At 75.6% G+C, this 21,921-nt stretch carries 24 protein-coding genes and 1 other RNA gene; 13 read left to right on the top strand and 12 right to left on the bottom strand.

The window, feature by feature from the left end:
• The first annotated feature begins 8 nt into the window (after positions 1–8).
• The 3 genes from ABTY15_RS31995 (at position 9) to ABTY15_RS31985 (ending at position 2,796) form a co-directional block, all read left to right on the top strand.
• Positions 9–617, top strand: a complete 609-nt coding sequence (locus ABTY15_RS31995; protein ID WP_350603072.1) for a hypothetical protein — start codon at positions 9–11, stop codon at positions 615–617.
• Positions 618–680: 63 nt separating this feature from the next.
• Positions 681–2,021, top strand: coding sequence for an MFS transporter (locus tag ABTY15_RS31990; protein WP_502893645.1), 1,341 nt, complete (start codon positions 681–683; stop codon positions 2,019–2,021).
• 13 nt (positions 2,022–2,034) lie between these two features.
• Positions 2,035–2,796, top strand: a complete 762-nt coding sequence (locus tag ABTY15_RS31985; protein ID WP_350603067.1) for a hypothetical protein — start codon at positions 2,035–2,037, stop codon at positions 2,794–2,796.
• A gap of 10 nt (positions 2,797–2,806) precedes the next feature.
• Here the strand turns inward: ABTY15_RS31985 and ABTY15_RS31980 are convergent, their stop codons facing one another.
• Positions 2,807–3,037: a hypothetical protein gene (locus ABTY15_RS31980; protein WP_350603064.1), complete on the bottom strand. Its 231-nt coding sequence runs from the start codon at positions 3,035–3,037 to the stop codon at positions 2,807–2,809.
• Between the two features lie 145 nt (positions 3,038–3,182).
• Between ABTY15_RS31980 and map the strand changes: the two genes are divergently transcribed.
• Positions 3,183–4,028, top strand: a complete 846-nt coding sequence (gene map / locus ABTY15_RS31975) for a type I methionyl aminopeptidase (protein ID WP_350603060.1) — start codon at positions 3,183–3,185, stop codon at positions 4,026–4,028.
• A gap of 24 nt (positions 4,029–4,052) precedes the next feature.
• Here map and ABTY15_RS31970 read toward each other — a convergent pair whose 3' ends face one another.
• Positions 4,053–4,754, bottom strand: a complete 702-nt coding sequence (locus ABTY15_RS31970) for a bifunctional DNA primase/polymerase (RefSeq protein ID WP_350603056.1) — start codon at positions 4,752–4,754, stop codon at positions 4,053–4,055.
• A 508-nt stretch (positions 4,755–5,262) separates the two neighbouring features.
• Here ABTY15_RS31970 and ABTY15_RS31965 point away from each other — a divergent pair.
• Both ABTY15_RS31965 and ABTY15_RS31960 read left to right on the top strand, forming a co-directional pair.
• Complete coding sequence (locus tag ABTY15_RS31965) at positions 5,263–5,493, top strand: DUF8847 domain-containing protein (RefSeq protein WP_350603054.1); 231 nt, start codon at positions 5,263–5,265, stop codon at positions 5,491–5,493.
• A gap of 66 nt (positions 5,494–5,559) precedes the next feature.
• Complete coding sequence (locus ABTY15_RS31960; RefSeq protein WP_350603051.1) at positions 5,560–5,757, top strand: hypothetical protein; 198 nt, start codon at positions 5,560–5,562, stop codon at positions 5,755–5,757.
• Positions 5,758–5,802: 45 nt separating this feature from the next.
• Here ABTY15_RS31960 and ABTY15_RS31955 read toward each other — a convergent pair whose 3' ends face one another.
• Positions 5,803–6,474, bottom strand: coding sequence for a PadR family transcriptional regulator (locus ABTY15_RS31955; protein ID WP_502893644.1), 672 nt, complete (start codon positions 6,472–6,474; stop codon positions 5,803–5,805).
• Between the two features lie 144 nt (positions 6,475–6,618).
• On the opposite strand from ABTY15_RS31955, the gene ABTY15_RS31950 reads away from it, so the two are divergent.
• Both ABTY15_RS31950 and ABTY15_RS31945 read left to right on the top strand, forming a co-directional pair.
• A complete protein-coding gene (locus ABTY15_RS31950; RefSeq protein WP_350603049.1) occupies positions 6,619–7,017 on the top strand; it encodes an ACT domain-containing protein in 399 nt (132 codons plus the stop codon).
• 107 nt (positions 7,018–7,124) lie between these two features.
• Positions 7,125–7,382 carry a metallothionein gene (locus ABTY15_RS31945; protein ID WP_350603046.1) on the top strand — a complete coding sequence of 86 codons (258 nt, stop codon included), beginning with the start codon at positions 7,125–7,127 and terminating at the stop codon, positions 7,380–7,382.
• An 80-nt stretch (positions 7,383–7,462) separates the two neighbouring features.
• On the opposite strand, the gene ABTY15_RS31940 is transcribed toward ABTY15_RS31945, so the two are convergent.
• From ABTY15_RS31940 to ABTY15_RS31920, 5 genes are all read right to left on the bottom strand, one after another.
• A complete protein-coding gene (locus ABTY15_RS31940; RefSeq protein WP_350603043.1) occupies positions 7,463–7,735 on the bottom strand; it encodes a hypothetical protein in 273 nt (90 codons plus the stop codon).
• A 144-nt stretch (positions 7,736–7,879) separates the two neighbouring features.
• An RNA gene (gene rnpB, locus ABTY15_RS31935) (RNase P RNA component class A) lies at positions 7,880–8,277 on the bottom strand.
• Between the two features lie 13 nt (positions 8,278–8,290).
• A complete protein-coding gene (locus tag ABTY15_RS31930; protein WP_350603040.1) occupies positions 8,291–9,778 on the bottom strand; it encodes an MFS transporter in 1,488 nt (495 codons plus the stop codon).
• A gap of 181 nt (positions 9,779–9,959) precedes the next feature.
• A complete protein-coding gene (locus ABTY15_RS31925) occupies positions 9,960–11,438 on the bottom strand; it encodes an RNB domain-containing ribonuclease (RefSeq protein ID WP_350603038.1) in 1,479 nt (492 codons plus the stop codon).
• 76 nt (positions 11,439–11,514) lie between these two features.
• On the bottom strand, positions 11,515–11,754 hold the full coding sequence (locus tag ABTY15_RS31920; RefSeq protein WP_350603034.1) for a hypothetical protein: 240 nt from the start codon (positions 11,752–11,754) through the stop codon (positions 11,515–11,517).
• Between the two features lie 20 nt (positions 11,755–11,774).
• Here ABTY15_RS31920 and yaaA point away from each other — a divergent pair, with 20 nt between their 5' ends.
• Positions 11,775–12,560 carry a peroxide stress protein YaaA gene (gene yaaA / locus ABTY15_RS31915; RefSeq protein ID WP_350603029.1) on the top strand — a complete coding sequence of 262 codons (786 nt, stop codon included), beginning with the start codon at positions 11,775–11,777 and terminating at the stop codon, positions 12,558–12,560.
• Between the two features lie 41 nt (positions 12,561–12,601).
• Here yaaA and ABTY15_RS31910 read toward each other — a convergent pair whose 3' ends face one another.
• Genes ABTY15_RS31910 through ABTY15_RS31900 form a run of 3 tightly spaced genes read right to left on the bottom strand, consistent with a single transcriptional unit; the run spans position 12,602 to position 15,364 of the window.
• The gene (locus ABTY15_RS31910; protein ID WP_350603026.1) at positions 12,602–13,756 is read right to left on the bottom strand and encodes a bifunctional RNase H/acid phosphatase; all 1,155 of its coding nucleotides are present in this window, start codon (positions 13,754–13,756) and stop codon (positions 12,602–12,604) included.
• 4 nt (positions 13,757–13,760) lie between these two features.
• The gene (locus ABTY15_RS31905; RefSeq protein WP_350603022.1) at positions 13,761–14,504 is read right to left on the bottom strand and encodes a zinc ribbon domain-containing protein; all 744 of its coding nucleotides are present in this window, start codon (positions 14,502–14,504) and stop codon (positions 13,761–13,763) included.
• A 23-nt stretch (positions 14,505–14,527) separates the two neighbouring features.
• Positions 14,528–15,364, bottom strand: coding sequence for a Nif3-like dinuclear metal center hexameric protein (locus ABTY15_RS31900; RefSeq protein ID WP_350603019.1), 837 nt, complete (start codon positions 15,362–15,364; stop codon positions 14,528–14,530).
• Positions 15,365–15,680: 316 nt separating this feature from the next.
• On the opposite strand from ABTY15_RS31900, the gene ABTY15_RS31895 reads away from it, so the two are divergent.
• From ABTY15_RS31895 to ABTY15_RS31885, 3 genes are all read left to right on the top strand, one after another.
• Positions 15,681–17,924, top strand: coding sequence for a class III lanthionine synthetase LanKC N-terminal domain-containing protein (locus ABTY15_RS31895; RefSeq protein ID WP_502893643.1), 2,244 nt, complete (start codon positions 15,681–15,683; stop codon positions 17,922–17,924).
• The gene (locus tag ABTY15_RS31890; protein ID WP_350603011.1) at positions 17,921–19,942 is read left to right on the top strand and encodes an alpha/beta hydrolase family protein; all 2,022 of its coding nucleotides are present in this window, start codon (positions 17,921–17,923) and stop codon (positions 19,940–19,942) included. The genes ABTY15_RS31895 and ABTY15_RS31890 overlap by 4 nt, the downstream gene beginning before the upstream one ends.
• Before the next feature lie 226 nt (positions 19,943–20,168).
• Positions 20,169–20,342: a hypothetical protein gene (locus ABTY15_RS31885; protein WP_350603005.1), complete on the top strand. Its 174-nt coding sequence runs from the start codon at positions 20,169–20,171 to the stop codon at positions 20,340–20,342.
• Between the two features lie 66 nt (positions 20,343–20,408).
• Here the strand turns inward: ABTY15_RS31885 and ABTY15_RS31880 are convergent, their stop codons facing one another.
• Positions 20,409–21,497 carry a Zn-dependent alcohol dehydrogenase gene (locus ABTY15_RS31880; protein WP_350603002.1) on the bottom strand — a complete coding sequence of 363 codons (1,089 nt, stop codon included), beginning with the start codon at positions 21,495–21,497 and terminating at the stop codon, positions 20,409–20,411.
• Between the two features lie 202 nt (positions 21,498–21,699).
• Here ABTY15_RS31880 and ABTY15_RS31875 point away from each other — a divergent pair, with 202 nt between their 5' ends.
• Positions 21,700–21,861 (top strand): hypothetical protein, encoded by a 162-nt coding sequence (locus ABTY15_RS31875; RefSeq protein ID WP_350602999.1) that lies wholly within the window; start codon positions 21,700–21,702, stop codon positions 21,859–21,861.
• Positions 21,862–21,921: the final 60 nt, after the last annotated feature.

Raw genomic sequence — 21,921 nt, 5'->3', positions numbered from 1 at the left:
TGGCCCGCATGGACGCGGTGAGAGTTTCGGCACTCCGGGAGCACCTGACGGGCAGCGGCTGGCTGGAGGCGGTCGGCGGCTTCGCCGGCTCGTTGCGGCGCTCGGTCTCCCGGCGCGGGGCGGGCGAGCTGCTGCTGGTCGGCACCGAGGCGTACGAGCCCTGGCACCTGGCCGCCCACCTGGACGACGAGGCCGCCTGGTCGGCCCTCCCCCGGCTGGCGCCCACCCTGCTGCGCCACCACCCCGAGCCGCCGGGCGCCCCCGCGCACCTGGCGCAGGGCCTGCGCCGGCTCACCGAGGCCGGACGCGGCGTCACCGTCCTGGTGATCGCCCCCGACGCGGCCGGCACCCCGCTGCTGGAACGCGTCCACGACGCCCGCCGGCACGGCGCGACCGTCCTCGCGCTGGACGGCGCCACCCCCGCCGAGCCGGGCGACCTCGGCGGGCTCGCGCACGAACGCCTCGCCGTCGGCACCGCCGCCGAGGCGGCCTTCGACCTCGCCCAGCACCTGGTCAGCGCCGCCGCCGGGCAGCCCCCGGCCCGCCGCTCCGCCCTCGGCCGGCTGACCGACCTGGCCGGCCGGCTGACCGCGCCGCCCGCGATCAGCCGCTGGTGACTCCCGCGCACCCGCGGAAAACCCTTTGCGGGAGCCGGAGCGGCCGTCGCAGGATGGTCGTTCGTGAACGACGACGAACCACCACATAGCACCGCCGGGCGGCTGCGGACGCTGCTGCGTTCGGTCCGCCCCGACCTGGCGCCCTGGCACGCCTCCCGGGACTTCCGGCTGCTCTGGATGTCCGGCTGCGTGACCGGCTTCGGCAGCTACCTCACCTACGTCGCCGTCCCGATGCAGATCAAGGACCTCACCGACTCCTCCTTCGCGGTCGGTCTGGTCGGCGCGTTCGAGCTCGTCCCGCTGATCTTCTTCGGCCTCTGGGGCGGCGCGCTCGCCGACGCCCTGGACCGCCGCAAGCTGGTGCTGCGCTCCGAGGCCCTGCTGGGCCTGCTCGCCGGTGTGCTGCTGCTCAACGCGCTGCTGCCCACGCCGCTGCTCTGGCCGCTCTACCTGGTCGCCGCCCTGGTCGCGGCCGCCGACGGCCTCCAGCGCCCGGCCCTGGACTCGCTCACCCCGCGGATCGTCCCGCACCAGCACCTGGCGGCCGCGTTCGCCCTCAATTCCCTGTACCGCAACGCCGCTTCGGTGGCCGGGCCGGCCCTGGCCGGTGTCATCGTGGCGTTCTCCGGGGTGCAGACCGCGTACGCGCTGGACGTGCTCACCTTCGTCGTCTCGCTGACGCTGCTCGCCCGGATCCGGGCGGTGCCGCCGTCCACCGGCGCCGAACGGCCGTCGGTCCGGGCCGTCCTCACCGGCGTCCGGTACGCCTGGAGCCGCAAGGACCTGCTCGGCACCTACGCGATCGACACCATCGCGATGCTGTTCGCCTTCCCGGTCGCCGTCTTCCCCTTCCTGGCCTCGGAGTTGGGCGCCGACTGGGCGCTCGGCCCGATGTACGCGGCCTCCGCGGCCGGGGCCCTGCTGGTCGGCGCGACCAGCGGCTGGACGTCCCGGGTCCACCGGCACGGCCGCCTGCTGGTGGCCGCCGCCCTCGGCTGGGGCGCGGCGATGACGCTCGCGGGTCTGTCCGGCAGCATCTGGCTGGTGCTGCTCGGCCTGGTGCTGGCCGGCGGCGCCGACCAGGTCAGCGGGATCGCCCGCGCGACCATGTGGAACCAGTCCATCCCGGACGAGGTCCGCGGCCGGATGGCCGGCGTCGAACTGCTCAGCTACTCCGTCGGCCCCCAGCTCGGCCAGGTCCGGGCCGGCACCATGGCCGGCCTGGTCGGCGTGCGCGCCGCCGTCTGGAGCGGCGGCCTGGCCTGCGTCGTCGCCGTCCTCGCGGTCGCCGCCGCGCTGCCCCGGCTGCTCGCCTACGACGACCGCACCGACCCGCACACCGCCGCCGTCCGCGCGGCACACGACCGCGCCGAGGCCGCGAAGGAGTCGGCGGCGGCGCTGTGACAGACTCCCGGCCATGACAACGGGGGTCCGGCGGAAGAAGTGGCTGGTCATCGGGCTCGTCCTGGGGACGGCCGTGGTCGGCGCGACGGGGTGGGCGGCCTGGCAGGGCGGCCTGCTGCTCGGGCAGGTCCAGCACGCGGTCGGAAAGGCGCTCAGCCCCACCCCGCCGAACGTGGCGGAGCTGGCCCGGTCCCGCGAGGCGGTCGCGGCCGACCGGGCCATGAGCGCGGACATCGACCAGCGGCTGGGCGCGCTGATCCCGGCGATCCCGGGCACCGAGGTGATCGGTGCGGGCGTCGAGGACGGCTGCGGCGTCGGGCCGAGCGAGTCCGACGGCTTCGGGTCCCGGTTCCCGGCCCCGCAGTGCCGGCGACAGGTGGTCAAGTACCTGGCCGTGACCGGTGATCTGCGGGCGGCGAAGTCGCACTGGGAGCGGGCACTGACCACCCAGGGCGCCCAAGCGTACGCCGGCAACGACTCGCCCCAGCAAGGGGACTGGCTGATCTACAGCTTCCCCCGCAGTGGCGGGGGCGACCCGCTGCGGATCCGGATGGCCCCCCACGAGCGGCCGGTACCCGGCACCTCCCCCAGCCCCGGCGCCCACGTCCTCGGGGGGACGTACCCGCTGAAGGACGGCCAGGCCGCCTGGGCCGACCGGGAGTCCCGGCCCGCGATACCGCTGGACCGGGCCACCGCCCAGGCGTTCGGCAGCGGGCGGCACCTCGTCGAGATCGTGGTGGAGGAGACGTACCTCACCGGCCCCAGACCGCAGTGACCGTCACCGGCTACCCGGCGGCGTCGCCCTTCGGCTTGTCGCTCCAGCGCGGGTCGTTCTGCCACTCGCGGTTGCGCTCGTCCGCGATCTCCAGCGCGTGGGCGGCCTCCTCGCGGCTGGCGTACGGCCCGAGGCGGTCCTTGGCCGGGCACTCCGGCCCCTCCTCGACCTTGCCGTGCTTGATGCAGTAGAACCACTCACCGGGCTTCCCGGTCGGCTTGCGGTGGAATCCGAGGGCCATGGTGCTCTCCCGTTCAGCTCCCGTGCGGACGGATGGGTCGGTACCGATCATTCCCCGGCCCGGGCCCCTCCGCACACCGCGGTGGCCACCGGGACGGGCCAGGACCGCCGGGGTACCGCGGGGCCCGGCCGATAGACTCGCCGCCATGGCTCTCGTACCCGGCATCCAGTCCCCCACCCGCAAGGTCCCGGCGCACATCGCGCGCCCCGAGTACGTCGGCCGGCCCGCGCCGGCGCCGTACACCGGGCCCGAGGTGCAGACCGCCGAGACGATCGAGAAGATGCGGATCGCGAGCCGGATCGCCGCCCGGGCGATGGCCGAGGCGGCCAAGCTGATCGCCCCCGGCGTCACCACGGACGCGCTGGACGTCGTCGCCCACGAGTACATGTGCGACCACGGCGCCTACCCGTCCGACCTCGGCTACCGCGGCTTCCCCAAGTCGATCTGCACCTCCGTCAACGAGGTGATCTGCCACGGCATTCCGGACTCGACCGTGCTCCAGGACGGCGACATCGTCAACATCGACGCCACCGCGTACATCCACGGGGTGCACGGCGACCTCAACGCCACCTACCTGGTCGGCGATGTGGACGAGGAGTCCCGGCTGCTGGTCGAGCGGACCCGGGAGGCCCTCAACCGGGCGATCAAGGCGGTCAAGCCGGGCCGTCAGATCAACGTGATCGGACGGGTCATCGAGTCCTACGCCAAGCGCTTCGACTACGGCGTGGTGCGGGACTTCACCGGGCACGGCATCAACACGTCGTTCCACTCCGGCCTGATCATCCCGCACTACGACAGCGAGCGGGCCACCGAGGTGATCAAGCCGGGCATGACCTTCACCATCGAGCCGATGCTGACCCTGGGCACCTACGACTACGAGATCTGGGCGGACGGCTGGACGGTCGTCACCAAGGACCGCAAGCGCACCGCCCAGTTCGAGCACACCCTGGTGGTCACGGCGGACGGCGCGGAGGTCCTCACCCTGCCGTGACCCCGGCCCCGTCGGTGGGGCGCGCTAGCCGATGAGCCACTGCTCCTCGGCGACCGCGCCCACCTCGGTGCAGGCGTCGGTGAGCACGTCCAGGACGCGCAGCGGGTCCGGCAGCGGCTGCTCGGGCCCGCGCAGCCACCGCACCCGGGAGCCGTCCGGCAGCGCGGCCGGCGGGAGCAGGGTGTACGAGCCGCGGCAGTGCCAGCGCAGGCCCGGGTGCTCGGACATGGTGTCGGGGGTGGAGTCGAGCGCGCTCGGCCACCACTCGTCCTCGTCCTGCGGGGTGCCGCGGGTGGCGGTGAAGAACAGGTACCGGTCGTCGCCGACGGCGGCGACCGGGCCCTCCACGCCGGCAGCGGTCAGCCGCTCCAGCGCCAGCCGCCCGGCCTCGGCCGGGACGTCCAGCACGTCGTGGACCCGCCCGGTGGCGGTGATGAAGTTGGCCTGCGGATCGCGGGAGAGCCAGCGGGCGAGCTGTTCGGCGTCGGTGGTGGCCTGGGTCTGCCAGGCGAAGGACACCGGGTGCTGGGCGGGGGCCGGACAAGCGACCCGGTCGCAGGAACAGCGGTAGCCGGCCGGGTGGGCGGCGGGCGCGAGCGGGAATCCGGCGCGCACCGCGCCGAGCAGCTGATCCAGTCCGGCGGCCGGACCGTCCGCGTCGCCCGGGCGGGCCCGCTGACGTTCACGCTTCAACCACCGGGTCGTCCACCTGCTGCCGGCTTCCATCGGGCCCCTTCCGCGCACTGCCGTGCCTGGTGCGACACAGCGTTCGACGTACCATCCGACGCAACGCACAGCGCCCCCCGCTGCTTCCCGGGGCGGTGCTCGGCCCTGCTGTCCACGCCCTGCCGGCCGGAGCCGGGGTCACCGGACGGCCGACGCCCGGGTCACGGTACGGAGTCACGGCAGCGCTCAGGCTGCGGCCCGACGACCCGGAGGGCACACCGGTACCGCGCCTCGCCCGGCCCGTACGGGGCCCGCTGACCCGGGTGAACCCCGAGGGCGTAACAGGAAGGATAAGGGTGCGCGGGGCCTTCGGATGACCGGGGGCGGTGCCTCTCCGGTCACACTCCCGGCACGCGGCCGACACACGGCCTGCGCCGGACCCCCGCGCGGCTCCCCCGCGGCTCCCCGCGCGGCTCCCCCATGGCTCTGACGTGGCTCCTCGGTGGGCGGTTTACCCGCCCGTGGTCCGGCACCGCGGTCCACCGCGCGGAGGTGAGACCCTGGTGGGGTGAAGAGCACGGACACGGAATTCGTCGGCGGCCCCCTGGACGGCCGGATCCTCCCCATCCCGCTGGGGCCGATGCTCGGCGTGCCCAAGACGTACAAGGTGCCGGTCCCCGCGCAGGGCGACGTTCCCGCGCGCACACTGGTCTACGTCCGCTCCAAGCAGGTGCGGGGCCTCAGCTGGTTCTGGCGCTACGAGTACGACGAGGCGGCCACCGCCCGCGCCTCCGGCTGACGGACACCCGACCGCTTCGCAGCCCTTTTCGGCAGCCCCTGCCTCTGCCTTCCCGGGAGGACGGCCATGGCGAGAACGGTTCGGCACCCCAGGACCCGCTCCCAGGCGGTCGCGCACCACAACCGGCAGGTCGCCGGGGTGACCGCGGCGCTGCTGGTGGTGGTGTCCGTCTACAGCGTGACGATCGGCCCGAACGGCTGGCTCTGGTTCGGCTGGACGGTGCTGCTGCTCGCCTGCGTGGCCCTGTTCCTGGTCCACCCCTGAGCAGCCGCACCGCCCGTCGGCCGGTCGGCGGTCCCCCCGCGCCGGTCAGTCATCCTCGGCGAGGATCAGGTACAGCTTCTTGCGGGCCTCGTTGAGCACTGCCAGGCCCTTGGTGCGCTGCACGTCGGTGCCGGTCGCCATGACCTGCCGGATCGCCTGGTCCACGGCGGCGAGCGCCTGACCGACCTCCTGCACGGCCTCCCAGTCGACCTCCCGGCCGGCCTCCGCCCACGGCTCGGCCGGCCCGGCCTCGGCCTCGGCCCGGCCCGCCTCGGTGAGCGAGACCAGCCGCTTGCCGCCGACCTCCTCGGCCGTGATCAGGCCCTCCTCCTCCAGCAGCTGGAGGTTGGGGTAGATCGAGCCCGGGCTTGGCCGCCAGGCGCCGCCGGTCCGCTCGGTGATCTCGGCGATCATCTCGTAGCCGTGCATCGGCCGCTCCTTGAGCAGCGCCAGCAGCGAGGCGCGGACGTCCCCGCGCCGGGCGCGGCCGCCCCGCCGACCGTGCGGGCCGCCACGGCGTCCGCCGCGCCCGCCGTAACCGTGCCCGAACGGGCCGCCCAGCGGTCGGCCGGGGCCGCCGCCGAACGGCGGACCGAAACCGCCGAACGCCTCCCGCCGCTCGTAGCCCTCACCGGGCATCCCCTCGAACTCCGGACCCGGACCGCGGCGCCGTCCGCCGCGCGGGCCCTCCCCACGAAATCGCATCCCAGGGCGCATGACGCCCACCTCCTCGTTGCCGAGCCAGTCGAGTTACTGTCTCGATAGTTCGACGATATATCGGTGACTGTCGCTCGTCAACGCTTTCCGACACGGCCCGCCTGTCCCGGGACGCGCCGCGGCGCAGCGGCTACGGTGGCGGGCATGGCCGGTGAACGAGATCTTGCGACGCTGCTGGGCGGGATGCGCCCGGTGCTCAACCCGGGGCGGTACGTCTACTGCACGCTCCCCGCGAAGGTGCCCACCGGCATCCGCCCGGTGGTCACCGTCGCCGAACCCGAAGGGGTGACCTTCGTGGTCGCCCAGGAGGAGGCCGACGCGCTCGGGCTGCGCTACGAGTACGTGGCGGCCTGGATCACCCTCCAGATCCACTCGGCCCTGGAAGCCGTCGGACTGACCGCGGCGGTCGCCGACCGGCTCGCCGAGGAGGGCATCAGCTGCAACGTGGTCGCCGGGTTCCACCACGACCACCTGTTCGTCGGCGCGGACGACGCCGAACGCGCCGTCCGCGCGCTGGAGGAGCTGTCGGCCCGGTCCGCCTAGCGCAGGTCCGCCTGACGGTGGCGCCGGGTGGCCGCCCCCGGACGACGCTCCGACACTGGAAAGGGCCGCCCGACCGGGCGGCCCCCCACCGGAAGGAGACGGCCGCCATGGCCATCTGCGTCACCTGCGGCAACGACTACTGGCTCGCCTTCGAGATCAAGACGGTCTCCGGCGACACCTACACCTTCGACAGCTTCGAGTGCGCGATGGAGAAGCTCGCGCCGCGGTGCGAACAGTGCAGCGTCCGGATCGTGGGCCACGGCGTCGAAGTGGCGGGCATGTTCTTCTGCTGCGCCAACTGCGCCCGCGTCAACGGCGGCCTCGGCGAGCAGATCCGCGACGCCGTCGGCGCCCATCCCGCCTGACCACTCCGCGTCACCACATGCCGACGCCCGCCCGTGCTGAACGGGCGGGCGTCGGCATGTGTTCGGGTCCACGGCCCCGACTAGGGGGCCGGGAGCGGACGCCCGCATTCGAGGTCGTACTTGCGCTGGAGGTCCGACAGCTGGTGCTCGTCGTGCGACAGCCGCGCGCGATCCGCCTCCAGCCCGGCCTCGGCCGCCGCGATCCGCACCGGATCCGGGTTCGGCTGCGCCCGCAACTGGTCGAGACCGGCCACGTCGTGGTCGACCCGCCGGTGATCATGGCTCACCGCGTCCTCGGCGCTGGCGATCCAGGTCCGCATGCGACTGCACGGGTCGGGTGGCAGAGGAGCCATGGTCCCGCCCCCTTCCTACTCGGATCCGGGCTTACCCGCTCCTCCCCATCGTCCCGCCGCCCCACCACCCCCCGCATCCGGAACGACGAAGGGCCCCCCGCCCCGCGTTTCCGCAGGTCGGAGGGCCCTCGTACGAACCAGGGACGGAAGAGTCGGCCTGTACGCCGGGTTCTGTCTCCCGGGTTGCTCGCGCGGCCCGGGGAGGCGGCCATCCATCTAGGGCTGCCGTTGCCGACAGCCTCGTGCGGTCCACCCGCGGACTAGGGCGAGCAGCCGTCAGTCGTCCGCGCACGGCGCCCGAGGGCACCGATCTTGACCTTGCTCCAGGTGGGGTTTACCGAGCCGGCCGGGTCACCCCGGTCGCTGGTGGTCTCTTACACCACCGTTTCACCCTTACCCATCGCCGAAGCGGTGGGCGGTCTGTTTTCTGTGGCACTGTCCCGCGGGTCACCCCGGGTGGGCGTTACCCACCACCCTGCTCTGTGGAGCCCGGACGTTCCTCGGCGGGTCGTGAGACCCGTCGCGACCGCCCGGCCGGCTCTTCCGCCGTAGTGGTCATGGTAGCCGCTCGGGCGGTGCCTCCCGTACACCGGACCGGACGGCGGGCGGCTCGGCGCCGAGGCGGGCGGCCACCCGGGCGGCGGTGGCGGTGGCCCACGGGGTGGTGGTGACCAGGCCGAGGACCAGGACGGCGCAGCCCAGCCCGGCCAGGATCCACCAGCCGGCGTGGCTGGCCGCGGCGAAGCCCGTCGCGACCGGGCCGACCACGGCCGAGGTGACCACCGTGCCGATCACCGCGACGCCCAGCGACTGGCCGACCTGACGGCTGGTCGAGGCCACCGCCGCGGCCACCCCGGCCTGGGCGCGCGGCATGCCGGAGACCGCCGCGTTGGTGATCGGCGAGTTCACCATGCCGAAGCCGAAGCCGAACAGCGCGTACGCGACCAGCAGCAGCCCGGGCGGGGAGTCCGCGGTCAGCCGGGTGAGCAGCACGCCGCTGGCGGCGATGCCCGCCCCGGCCGCGAGCAGCGGGCCGCGCGGGCCCCGGACGCCGACGATCCGGCCGGACACCGGCGCGCAGACCAGCATCATCCCGGCCATCGGGAGCGTCCACAGCCCGGCCTCGACCGGGCCGTAGTGCCGGACGTCCTGGAGGTAGAGGGTGTTGAGGAAGAGGAAGCCGCCCAGTGCGGCGAAGGCGCAGACCGCGGTGAGGGTGGCCCCGGAGAACGGCGCGCTGGCGAAGAAGCGCGGGTCCACCAGCGGCTCGGCCACCCGGCGCTCCCAGAGCGGGAAGGCCACCAGGGCGGCCAGGGCGCTGCCGGCCAGGGCGAGGATCAGCGGGGACGTCCAGCCGTTGCCCGGGCCCTCGATGATGGCGGCGGTGCCGCAGCCCAGCAGGACGATCATCAGCAGCTGCCCGACCGGGTCCAGCCGGCGCGGTCGGGGCGCGCGGGACTCCGGGACGTAACGGGCGGTCAGCGCGACGGCGACCAGGCCGACCGGGACGTTGATCAGGAAGATCGACTGCCAGCCGGCGCCGTCCACCAGGAAGCCGCCGAGCAGCGGGCCGAGCGCCATCGAGATGCCGACCACGCCGCCCCAGACGCCGATCGCCTGGGCCCGCTCCCGCGGGTCGGTGAAGGTGTTGGTGATGATCGACATCGCCACCGGGTTCATCATCGAACCGCCGACCGCCTGGAGTGCGCGGAACACCACCAACCACTCCAGGCTCGGCGCCAGGCTGCACAGCAGCGAGCCGAGCGCGAAGCAGACCAGCCCGGTCTGGAACACCCGGCGGCGGCCGAAGCGGTCGGCCACCGAGCCGAACAGCATCAGCAGCGAGGCCAGCACCAGGGTGTAGGCGTCGATGATCCACTGGAGTCCGGACGCGGGGGCGTCCAGGTCCCGCTGGATCGACGGCAGGGCGATGTTCACCACGGTGTTGTCGAGGCCGACGATGAACAGGCTCAGGCAGCAGATCGCCAGGACGAGCAGACGGCGGCGCCGCCCGGGGGCGGCGGGGGTGTGGGCTTCGGGCACGGACCGATCCTCCCACCCCGGCGGCGGGCCGCGGCGGCGGAACGGACCGTCCGGGTGGCGGGATCGGCGGGCGCCGCGACGGTCGGATGACGGTCGGTCGGCGGTGAGGCGGGGCTCGGACGGCGGTGAGACGGGGCTCGGACGGCGGGCAGGCGGCGGGCAGGCGGCGGGCAGACGGTGCTCAGACGGCGGCGAAGCGGACCGTCCGGGTGGCCGGGTCGGCCCGGGTCAGCCGGACCCGGATCAGCCCGCCGAGCGGCAGGGCCGCCACCGCCGGTCCGCCGTGGTCCGCGCCGCCGGTGCCGTCGCAGCGGGCCCGGACTGCGGGCTCGCGCAGCTGCACGGTGCCCGAGCCGGGCCGCTTCCCGTCCACGTCGATCACCACGGCGGTGAAGTCCTCGCCCTCCCGGCCGGCCAGCAGCTCCGCCTCCACCAGGTCCACGCAGGCCCGTTCGACCTCGCCCGAGCGCCGGTCCCCGCCCGCCATCAGCGCCGGCACGGCGGGCAGCGCCTCGCGTGCCCAGTCCGGCACGTCCTCCCCGGCGGCCACCGCGGCGCACACCTCCTGCGCGAAGCGGTCGCCGAGCCGGCGCAGCGGCGCGGTGCAGTGCGCGTACGGCGCGGCCAGCGCGGCGTGGCCCGGGTCGGCCGGGGCGGGCAGGCCGCGGGACTCGTCGAAGGCGTGGTAGCCGGCGCCGCGCAGCAGCCCGGTGCAGGCGTTGAGGAAGGCGGCGTTCAGCGGCACGTCCGGGTCGAGGGAGCGGATCAGCTCCGGGTACGGCAGCGCCTGCGGCCAGTCGACGTCCAGCGCACCGGCGATCCGGCGCAGCCGCTCGTACGCGGCGGCGGGCGCGGCCGGCAGGGTGCGCAGCAGGCCGACGCCGGCGTCGAGCATCAGCTCGGCCGCGGCCATGCCGGTGAGCAGGGAGATCTGCGCGTTCCAGCCGTCGGCGGGGCCGGGCGCGCGGTAGCCGAGGACGTAACCGTGCAGGGTCTCCTCGATCTCCTGCTCGGGCACCGGCAGGCTGATCCCGCCCCGGGCGCGCTCCTGCTCCTCGCGCAGCCGGCCGACGGTGGCCAGCAGGCCGAGCTGTTCGTCGGCGCCGCCCAGGTCGACGGCGCGCTCGACGGCGGCGTAGTCCAGGCGGCGGTGCGAGCGGACCATGGCGCGGCGCAGGTCGGCCAGCACGACGGCGCCGTCGGCGTCCAGGTCCAGCTGCCAGAGCAGGGCGGGCCGGGGCTCGCCGGGCAGCAGGCTGGCGACGTCCTCGGAGATCCGGGCGGGGTGCAGCGGGACGCGGTGGTCCGGGAAGTACAGGGTCTCGACGCGGCGGCGGGCCTCGGCGTCGATCGCGCCGCCGGGGCGGACGAAGGCGGCGACGTCGGCGATCGCGTAGTACACCCGGTAGCCGCCGCCGGCCCGGTGGGTGAGGTGCATGGCCTGGTCGAGGTCGCGGGAGCCGGGCGGGTCGACCGTGAACAGCGGGAGGTCGGTGGCGTCGTACTCGGGCAGCCGGGGGCTCTCGGCCGCCTCCTCCGCCTCGGCCAGCACGACCTCCGGCCACTCGGTGTGGATCTCCAAGTGGGCGCGGAGCTCGGCCAGTTCGGTGTTGATCCGGGCGGAGTCGGCGGCCTTGACGCGCAGTTTTCGGCGAGGCATGCAGGCAGCGTAGGGCGAATCGGGTGATTCCGGCCGCAGGTGGCTGGGTGGCGGCGCGCCGGACGGCGCCCGGATCTCAGCGGCCCAGCAGGGACTTGAGGTCCTTGGCCGCCGGCGCGACGGCGTCGTCGTAGCCACCGGTGGCCAGCCGCAGCATGAAGGCCACGGCGTCGTCCGGGTGCGGGTCGGTGTACGGCTCGCCGTTGTCGTCGGTCCACCGAAATACCGGCGGGCGGGCCGGGCCGGGCGGCCCGGTGGGTGGACGGGGCGCCGGGGTGGGCGGGTTTTGCGTAGGGTGGCGGGGTTCATCCGCCACAAAGTGTTGAGGAGTCCGCTGTGCTGGTGCTGTTGCCGCCCTCGGAGGGCAAGGCCGCGTCCGGGGACGGCGTGCCGGTGGCGCTCGACCGGCTGTCGCTGCCGGGGCTGACGGCGGCGCGCGGCGCGGTGCTGGAGGCGCTGGTCGGGCTCTGCCGGGGCGCGGAGGACACCGCCGCCGAGGTGCTGGGGCTCAGCCCCGGTCTGCGCGGGGAGATCGCCCGCAACGCGGGGCTGCCGACGGCCGGCGCGCGGCCCGCGGGCGAGGTGTACACCGGGGTGCTGTTCGACAACCTGGGCCTGGCCACGCTGGACGCCGCCGCGTACGACCGGGCCGAGCGTTCGCTGCTGGTGTTCTCGGGTCTGTGGGGCGCGGTGCGGATCGACGACCGGATCCCGCCGTACCGCTGCTCGATGGGCGTGAAACTGCCCGGTCTGGGGGCGCTCGGGGCGTACTGGCGGGGCGCGATGGTGTCCGTGCTGCCGGAGGTGGCGGACGGGCTGGTGCTGGACCTGCGCAGTTCGGCGTACGCCGCGGCGTGGAAGCCGGCCGGCGAGGTGGCCTCGCGCACGGCGACCGTCCGGGTGCTCCAGGAGCGCAACGGCAAGCGCACGGTGGTCAGCCACTTCAACAAGGCGACCAAGGGCCGGCTGGTGCGCGACCTGCTGGTCGCGGGGGCCGAGCCGAAGACGCCCGGGGAGCTGGTGGACGCGCTGCTGGAGCTGGGCCACCGGGTGGAGGTCGCAGCCGAGGGCACGGCGCGCAAGGCCTGGCAGCTGGACGTGATCGTCACAGATGTGCACTGAACCGTTCCCCGGGGGCGGTGGCCCGCCCCCGGGGAACGGGGTCAGCGCAGGTGCGAGGTGTCGTTGAGCAGCCGCAGCGAGGCGTTGCCGTCCGCGTAGTACTGGACGGCGCACAGCGCGGCGGCGGACAGCTCCATCCGGTACAGCGCGTCCGGCGGGGCGCCGAGCGCCAGCCGGACCAGCGTCTTGATCGGGCTGACGTGGGAGACCACGAGCACCGTCTTGCCGGGGTACCGGGCGAGGATCTTGTCCCGGGCCACGCCCGCCCGGTGGGTGAGCGTGGTGAAGCTCTCGGTGCTGCCGGTGGGCTTGGCCTTGGCCGAGCCGAGCCAGGCCGCCAGGTCGTCCGGGTGGCGTTCCTGCACCTCGGCGAAGGTCAGGCCCTCCCAGGCACCGAAGTCGACCTCGCGCAGCCCGTCCTCGTACCGGACCTCCAGGCCGAGCCGGGCGGCGACGATCTCGGCGGTCTGCCGGGTGCGGCGCATCGGGGAGGCGACCACGGCCTGGATGCTGCCGCGGGCGGCCAGCGCCTCGGCGGCCCGCTCGGCCTGCCAGCGGCCCCGCTCGGACAGCTCCGGGTCGGTGCCGCCGCTGCCGGAGAACCGCTTCTGCGGGGTCAGCGGGGTCTCGCCGTGGCGCAGCAGCACGAAGGTGGTCGGGGTGCCGAGGTCGGCCTCGGCCGCCCAGCCGGCCTTGGGGGCGGCCGTCTCCAGCGGCGGCTCCGCCACGACGGCGGTGGCGACGGCCTTGGCCGCCGCGGGCTTGCGCGGCTCCCACTGGCGCCCGGCCTTGCCCGCGTCCATCGCCTCGTTGGCCAGCCGGTCGGCGTCCTTGTTCCGCTCGCGCGGGATCCAGGTGTACGTGACCCGGCCGCGCGGCAGGATGGTGCGCGCCTCGGCGGCGAGCGGCTGCATGTCGGGGTGCTTGATCTTCCAGCGCCCGGACATCTGCTCGACGACCAGCTTGGAGTCCATCCGGACGTCCACCGAGGCGTCCGGGTCGAGCTCCCGGGCCGCCTTGAGACCCGCGATCAGGCCCTTGTACTCGGCCACGTTGTTGGTGGCGTGGCCGATGAACTCGGCGGCCTCGGCGATGATCTGCCCGGTGTCGCCGTCCCGGACCACCGCGCCGTAGCCGGCCGGCCCCGGGTTGCCCCGGGACCCGCCGTCCGCCTCGACGATGAAGCGCGCCGCCACCGGCTCAGACGCCCGAGTCGGCGGTACGGACCAGGATCCGCGAGCAGTTCTCGCAGCGGACGACCTTGTCGGCCGGCTCGGCCTTGATGGCGTTCAGCTCGGTGATCGAGAACTCGGTGCGGCAGCCCTCGCAGCGGCGCTGGTAGAGGCGGGCCGCGCCGACGCCGCCCTGCGACTCGCGCAGCTTGGTGTAGAGCTTGAGCAGGTCGGCCGGGACGACGGCGGCCACCGTCTCGCGGTCCCGCTTGACCTTCTCGGCCTCGCCGTCGATCTCGGCGAAGGCGGCGTCCCGGCGGGACTCGGCCTCGGTCAGGACGACGGTGGAGTGCTCCAGGCGGGCGGACAGCTCCTCGACCCGGCTCTTGGCGCTCTCCTGGCGCTCCATGATCTCCAGCACGACGTCCTCGAGGTCGCCCTGGCGCTTGGCCAGCGAGCCGATCTCGTGCTGGAGGTTCTCCAGGTCCCTCGGCGAGGTGATCGCGCCGGAGTCCAGGCGCTGCTGGTTGCGGGCGGCACGGGAGCGAACCTGCTCGACGTCCTGCTCGGCCTTGGTCAGCTCGCGGGCGGTGTCGCCCTTCTGGGCCTCGGCGGCGACCACGAGGTCCTTGAGCGCGGTGTGGTCGGCGGAGGCCTTGTCGATCTCGGCGTGCTCGGGCAGGCTCCGGCGCCGGTGGGCCAGCTGGTCGAGCTTCGAGTCGAAGGCCTGGAGGTCGAGCAGGCGGATCTGGTCGGCGGGCGCGGCGTTCAAGCGGAAGGCTCCTGTGAATCGGGTCAGGCGGGGAAGGACATGGGGGCGTGCGCGGTCCACGGGTCGGTGACCCGGTGGGAGACCTTGGTCTCCACGGCCCAGCCGCGCTTGTCGGCGACGGCCTGCAAGGCCCGCTCGGCCAGGGCGAGCCAGGGCCACTCGGTGGCCCAGTGCGCGGCGTCGACCAGCGCGACCGGCGCCGCCTCGGCGGCCTCGGACGCCGGGTGGTGGCGCAGGTCGGCGGTCAGGTAGGCGTCCACACCGGCCGCCCGCACCTCGGCGAAGAAGGAGTCGCCCGAGCCGCCGCACACCGCGACCCGGCTGATCAGCCGGTTCGGGTCGCCGGAGACCCGGACCCCGGTGGCGGTCGCGGGCAGGCCCTGGGCCACCTGCGCGGCGAAGGCGGACAGCGGCAGCGGGGGCTCCAGCAGGCCGATCCGGCCGCCGCCGCGACGGCCCAGCGGGTCGGTCGGGTCCGGCACCAGCGGGCCGGTCACCCGGACGCCGACCGCCTCGGCCAGCGCGTCCGAGACGCCCGGGTCGGCGTGGTCGGCGTTGGTGTGCGCGACGTGCAGGGCGATGCCGTTGCTGATCAGCGTGTGCACCACCCGGCCCTTGAAGGTGGTGGCGGCGACGCTGGTGGTGCCGCGCAGGTAGAGGGGGTGGTGGGTGACGACCAGGTCGGCGCCCCACTCGACGGCCTCGTCGACGACCGTCTGCACGGGGTCGACGGCGAACAGCACACGGCCGACCTCGGCCTGAGGGTCCCCGCAGACCAGGCCGACGGCGTCCCAGGACTCCGCCCACTGCGGCGGGTAGACCTCTTCGAGCGCGGTGATGACGTCGGACAGTTTCGGCACCTGTCGAGACTACCGTGCGCGCGGGGCCGGTCGGGCCTCGGCCGTTCGGCGGGATCCGGCCACCGGCCCGGTGGTGCGGGTTCGGACGCGGGTGTCGTCGGCGCACGGGTGCGCGTCAACCTGCGGCGGGGGGCGCCCGGGCGGGCTACCGCGGGCGGGCCACGGTCCGTGCGCCGGGCGCCCGTTGCTCACACCGGGGCGCACGGAGGAATGCGAAACCGGTTCCGGATCACCCGTATGAGTGAAGTGACCGGCGCTGCGTTGAGCCACCCCTGTCCCGAAAGTAACTTCACTCCTGCGAAGGGGAGTTGCCCCGATGTTCGCCTCGCGTTCGCCCCCGGTGGGTGGCAGGCCGGCTGGCGGAGGCGGGTGCGGTCGGAGTGCGGCGGGGCGGGAGTGTGGCGCTCCCGCCCCGGGCTCCCGTTCCTTCCGAGGAAACCGATCGGGCCGGGTCGTACGCCCGGGTGCCGGAGCAGTCGGGCACCCGTGGGCGGCGGCCACGACGAAGGGGATGTGGTGGCGAGTGGGTGCGGGCACATCACCGGGTGCGGCCGGGGCGGGGGATTCGGCGGGCCACGGACCGGATGCGGTCGGTCCGTGGCCGGACGCGACGCGGGCGGCGCTGGCCGACGCCGGGAGCCGGGGAGGCGGCGGTGACTGGGACGTCACCGTCGAGGGCTCCTGGTGCACGGCCAGGCCGTCCGCGTCGGGTCCGTTACCGGCCCGGGGGTGGCAGCTGGACGTGAGCGCGGCCCCGGCGGCGGGTGAGGCGGTGCTCGCGGCCGTCGTCCGGGTGATCGGCGAGGACCCGTGCCCGTTCCGGTTCGCCGCCGGGGAGCAGCGGCTGCGCGAGCTCGGCTCCCGGCCCGGCGGCATCGGTCCGGCGGGCGCGTCCGGTGCCGTCCAGGGCGCGTTCATCACCGTCCACCCGGCGGACGACGCGCAGTTCCGGCGGCTGGCGGCGGCTCTCGACCGGGCCACCGCCGGGCTGCCCGGGCCGACGGTGCCCGCCGGCCGGCCGTACCGGCCCGGCAGTCGGGTGCACTACCGGTACGGCGCGGTCGCGGCCGGGGCGTTCGGGGCTGGGGACCGGCCGGCCGGCGGGCGGACCGGCGAGGGGCCCGGGGCGTTGCGGCGGGACCGGCCCGGGGCGGGTGCGGCGCGGCCGGCCAGGCGCCCGGGTGGGGCGCTGCTCGCCGGGCGGTACGCGATCACCGCCGTCGTCCGGCAGGGCGCCGACGGCGGCGTCTTCCACGGGCAGGACAGCGCGAACGGCGCCGAGGTGGTGGTCAAGCAGGCCCGCGCACCCCTCGGGACCGCCCGGGCCGGCGCCGACGCCCGCGACCTGCTCCGGCACGAGGCCGCGCTGCTCACCCGGCTCGACGGGCAGGGGCTGGCGCCGCAGCCGATCGAATTGATCGAACGGAACGACTCCGTCCTCCTGGTGCAGGAACGAATCGCCGGACGGCCGCTCGGCGGCTGGGTCGGCGCCCGCGTGCGGCGCGGCGGGCACATCGGCGGGCACGTCGGCGTCGACTGGGCCGATGCCGGACCGCTCACCCACGCACTGGTCGACCTGGTCGAGCGGGTACACGCCCACGGGCTCGTCCTACCGGACCTCTCCCCCGGCACGGTGCTGGTCCGCCCCGACGGCACCCTGCGCCTGGTCGGCCTCGGGCGCGCCGCCCAAGCGGGCCACCCGGCGCGCACGCCCGGCACCCCCGGCTACCGCGCCCCCGAACACGGACCGGGCCGCCTCGCCCTGGCCGGCGCCCGCGCCGCCACCCCCGCCGCCGACCACTACGCCCTCGGCGGGCTCCTCTTCCTGCTCGCCACCGGCCACGACCCGCTGCTCGCGGAAGACCTCCCCCGGGCCCGGCCCGTCCCCGAACGCCTCGGCCGCTGGCTCGCCCTGGCCGCCCGCACCGGCACCACCGCCCACCGGCTCGCCCCCGCCGTCCTCGGCCTGCGCGCCGAACAGCCCGAACGGCGCTGGGCCCTCCGGCAGGTCCGGGCCCACCTCGCCGGTGGCGCGGATGCGGGCGGCGCCGAACCGGGCGGCGCGGAACCGGGTGGTCCTGCTGTGGGCGGCACCTATGTAGGTGGCACCGAACCGGGCGGCGCGGATGAAGGTGGCCCGGAACCCGGAGGCCCCGCTGCGGGTAGCGCCGGTCCGGCCGGCGTCACCCCCGTCGTCACCCCGCTGCTGCACGGTCTCCCCCGGCAGCCCGGGGGCATGCCCACCGCGCACCGGGGGCCGACCCGTCGCCCCGAGGACGCGCCCGGCAACGCCCCGCCCTCCAGACGCCGCCCCGGCTGCCCCCGGCTCCGGCGGGATCCGCTGCCGCCCCCGGCCGTCCGCCGGCTCCAGGGCACGGACCTGGTCGGATCCGCGCGCGGCGTCAGGGCGCAGGCATCGCAAGGCGAAGGAGCGAGCCCACCACGATGGGGGCACCTCCCGGCCGAAGGCTGGGAGCCAATCACCACCGACGGCCACTCCGCGAGCTGCGCGCCCGGCAGGATCCGCCGCACCGACCCCAACGGGGTGAGCGCCTCGTGAACGTCGCCACCCGGACCGTGACGCACGCGCTGCGGCGACTGGGCTTCGCCTTCGCCGCCGACGGCGGCCACGCCGCCTGCCTGGCCTCGGCCGCCGACGGCGGCTGGTACGCGGAGAGCTGGCGCCTGCCGCCGGACGGCGGACCGGCCGCGCCCGTCGCACTGCCGCTGCCCGGCAACCGGTCGGAGAGCCTTCGCTCGCAGCTGGTCGCGCTGCCGGACGGCTCGGTGCTGGCCTGTCGGCACGACGGCGACCGGCACGACCTGGTCCGGCTCGCCCCCGGCCCCGCCCAGCCCACCGGCGGTGAACCCGCCACCGTGGAACAGCCGTTGGCCACCATCCAGCTGCCCGGCCTGCGGCTGCTGCCGCTGCCGGCCACCCCCGGTGCCAGCCCGCGCGCGCCGGTGGCGCTCGCGCTCGGCACCGACAGCCGCCCGGTCACCACCGCCTGGCTGGTCCGGGCGGACGGCAGCGCGCCCGAACAGGTCGCCGAGCTCCCCGGCCTGCACGGCGGCGGCGTCTGGCTGGACCACACCGGCACGCTGCTGGCGCTGGACCGGGTGAGCGCGGGGCTGGTCCGCAGTGTGGTGCTGGACCTGCGCAGCGGGGCGGTCACCCCGCTGCTGGAGATCGGCGAGCAGAGCAACGACCGGCTGGTGCTCTTCGACCCGGACAGCCGGTTCGCGATGGTGCGCAGCGACGCACCGGGCACCGACCGGCTCGGCTGGGGCGTGCTGGGCGGTGGCGAGCCGCTGCGGTTCCCCGAGTGCCTGCACGTCGCGGGCATGCTGCTGCGGCCGGTCGCGCTGCGGCAGGCGGCGGACGGCCCCCGGGTGGCCGTGCAGATCGACCACGGGGCCGGCTCCACGCTCGCGCTCTGGCGGCCCGCGCCCGGCCGGCCGGGCCGGCTCGACCCGCTGCCGGTACCGCCCGGCCGGTTCGGCGCGGTCGGGCACTGGGGGGCGGCCGGGCTGTGGCTGCCGTACTCCTCCCCCGACCAACCGCCGGCGCTGGCCCGGCTGGACGTGGACGCCCTGGCGGCGCACGGCCCGGCCGCGGCCACCTCCGGCCCGATGCCGCTGCCGCTCCAACTGGCGCCGCTGGGTTCGGGGTTGCCCGGCCCGTGGCGGGACACCGTGCTGCCGTGGCAGCCCGGCGGTCCGCGCGCCTCCCGTACGCCGCCGCCCGGTTGGCGGCTGGACGGCAGCACCCGGCCCGGTGACGGCGGCCGCTGGCATTCCGCGCAGAGCCTCGAACTCGCCGGCCCGGCCGGGCCGTTGGAGGCCGTGGTGTACGGCGGGGACGCCTGGCTGAGCAGCCCGCACCTCGTCCTGGCGCTGCACGGCGGCCCGGCGGACGCCTGGCGGCTGGAGTTCGACCCGGCCCTGCAACGGATGGCCGCCGAGGGCCTGGCCGTGGTCGCCCCGAACCAGCGCGGCTCCACCGGCTACGGGGTGGCGCACGCGATGGCCATCCGGGGCGCCTGGGGCGGGCCCGACCTGGACGACGTGCTGCACCTGCTGGAGGGCCTCGCGGGCCAGCGCTCGGCGCTCGGCCTGGAGCCGCCCGCCCTGTTCGGGGTCAGCTACGGCGCGTTCCTGGCCCTGCTGGCGGCCGCACACGCGCCGGCCGAGCAGGTGTCCCGCTGCGCGGTCGTCGCCCCCTTCCTGTCCGGCGCCCGACTGCTGGCCGAAGCGGCCGCCCCGGTCCGGGCCCTGGCCACCCGGCTGGGCGGCGGCGAGCCGATCGCCGACGCCCGCGGCCCGCGTGACGTCCTGCAACTCGCGCACCGGCTGAGCGCCCCGCTGCTGATGGTGCACGGCAACCGGGACGAGGTGGTGCCGGTGGGCCAGTCCCGTTCGCTGCGGCACGAGTTGCTGCGGATCGGCCGGGTCGAGGGCGCGGACTTCCGGTACGTCGAGGCGGCCGGCTCCGGCCACGAGGTGCTGGCCGAGGAGGGCGGCGCCGTCCTGCACGAACTGCTCGCGGCGTTCCTGCGCACCGGTCGCCCGGGCTGAGCCGCCGGGCCCCGGGCGGCCGTGCGCCGGGCCCTGCCGCGCGCGGGAGGCCCGGCGTGATCTCGATAGGATCTCGTCCGTTCCGGCCGTTAGGGTGGCCGGGGCACGGGCCGCGATCACCGGCTGTGGCGCGTACCGAGCGCCCGATCGGGGACCCGACCGCGCGCCGACAGCGCCGGCCGGGCGCCGATGACCTGCACCCTCCGCACGGAAAAGACGATTTCTGATGTCCGACACCCTCACCGACACCACCGGCCCCACCGGCTACGGGACCGACGCCGACGAGATCACGGCCGAGGACACCGCGTCGCACGGCCGGCACCGCGGTCGCTCCGCCGCCGACGACACCCCCGAGGCCGACCCGCACGGTCGCCACCGTGGCGCCGCGGGCCACAACTGAGCACCTGCGCCAAAGCGTGAACGGGCCCGCCGGGGTGATCCCCGGCGGGCCCGACCCGTGCCGGGCTCAGCCCAGCGTCACGACCGTCCGCAGCGCCTCGCCGCTGCGCATCTGGGCGATCGCCTCGTTGACGTCCGCCAGGCCGACCCGGTGGGTGACCATGCCGTCCAGGTCGATCCGCCCGGCCCGCCAGAGGTCCACCACGAGGCCGATGGTGCGGGAGACCGTCGCCCCGCCGTACAGCGAGGGCAGCAGGCGCTTCTCGTTGAAGAACAGCTCGCCCATGGTGAACTGCGCGAGGTCGTCCTGCGCGCCCGCGCCGATCACCACGACGGCGCCGCCGCGGCGGGCCGCGTCGTAGCCGGCCCGGACGGTGGCGGCCCGGCCGACCGCCTCGAAGACGTAGTCGAACCCGCCGCCCGGCAGGCCCTTCGCGACGGCCTTCAGCTCCTCGGGGGCGAGGGCCTCGGTCGCGCCGAAGGCGAGCGCCCGCTCCCGGCGGGAGGCGACCGGGTCGACGACGGTGATCCGGGCGGCCCCGCAGACCCGGGCGCCCTGCACGGTGGCGATCCCGACCCCGCCGGCGCCGATCACCGCGACGGAGGCGCCGGGCTCGACCCGGGCCGTGTTGACGGCGGCGCCGACGCCGGTGGTGACCCCGCAGCCGATCAGCGCGGCGGCCTCGTACGGCAGGTCGGCGGGCACCTTGATGACGGCGTCGGCGGCGACCACGACCTCCTCGGCGAACGCCCCGGTGCCGTAGAAGCCGGAGGCCTCGACCGCCACGCCACCCTCCTCGAACCGGAAGCCGGGCGCGCCCAGCCGCCGCAGGCTGGCGACGCACAGGTGGCCCCGGCCGCGCTCGCAGTGCGCGCAGCGCCCGCAGGGGGCCATCCAGCAGAGCACCACGCGGTCCCCGGGGGCGAGGCCGGTGACGCCCTCGCCGACCTCGACGACGTCCCCGGCGCCCTCGTGCCCCGGGACGAACGGCGCGGGCTGCGGCAGGACGCCGTTCATCGCGGAGAGGTCGGAGTGGCAGAGGCTGGCCGCCCGCATCCGGACCCGTACGGCGCCCGGTCCGAACCCGACCGCCGTGACGTCCTCCCGGACGTCGAGGGTGTCCTGGCCGGTCTTGTGCAGGACGGCTGCGCGCATGGGCTGCTCCCGGTGTTCCTCGGTGCCTCGGACCCGCGGCCTCGGATCCGCGGTCGGGCCGATTCTGGCACGGCCCGCAGGACGGGACTAGAACACGTTCCAGGCCGTTCCAACCGTTCCAGGCCGTCCTGGCCTGGGCAGACGGACGGACGAACGCGAGCGCGAGCGGCTGCTGCGGCACAGCGCCCGGGAGCGCACCGCCGTGGACACCACCCATCCGCCCACCCACCTGCGGCTGGCCCTGCTCGACCGCGCCCCGGCGGTACCGGCGGCCGTCACCACCACCGCCGCCGAGTCCGCCGTGATCGCCGCCGAGCTCGCCCCGCAGCGCACCCGGGTCGCCCGCACCCTGCTCGCCCGCTGACGGCTCCCGCCGGAACGCCGGAGCGGTGGAGTGGGAAGTCGGACCGGCCGACTTCCCACT

The sequence above is a fragment of the Kitasatospora sp. NPDC097643 genome, assembly GCF_040302625.1.
Lineage (GTDB): Bacteria > Actinomycetota > Actinomycetes > Streptomycetales > Streptomycetaceae > Kitasatospora.
This window is presented reverse-complemented; position numbering and strand designations above follow the sequence as displayed.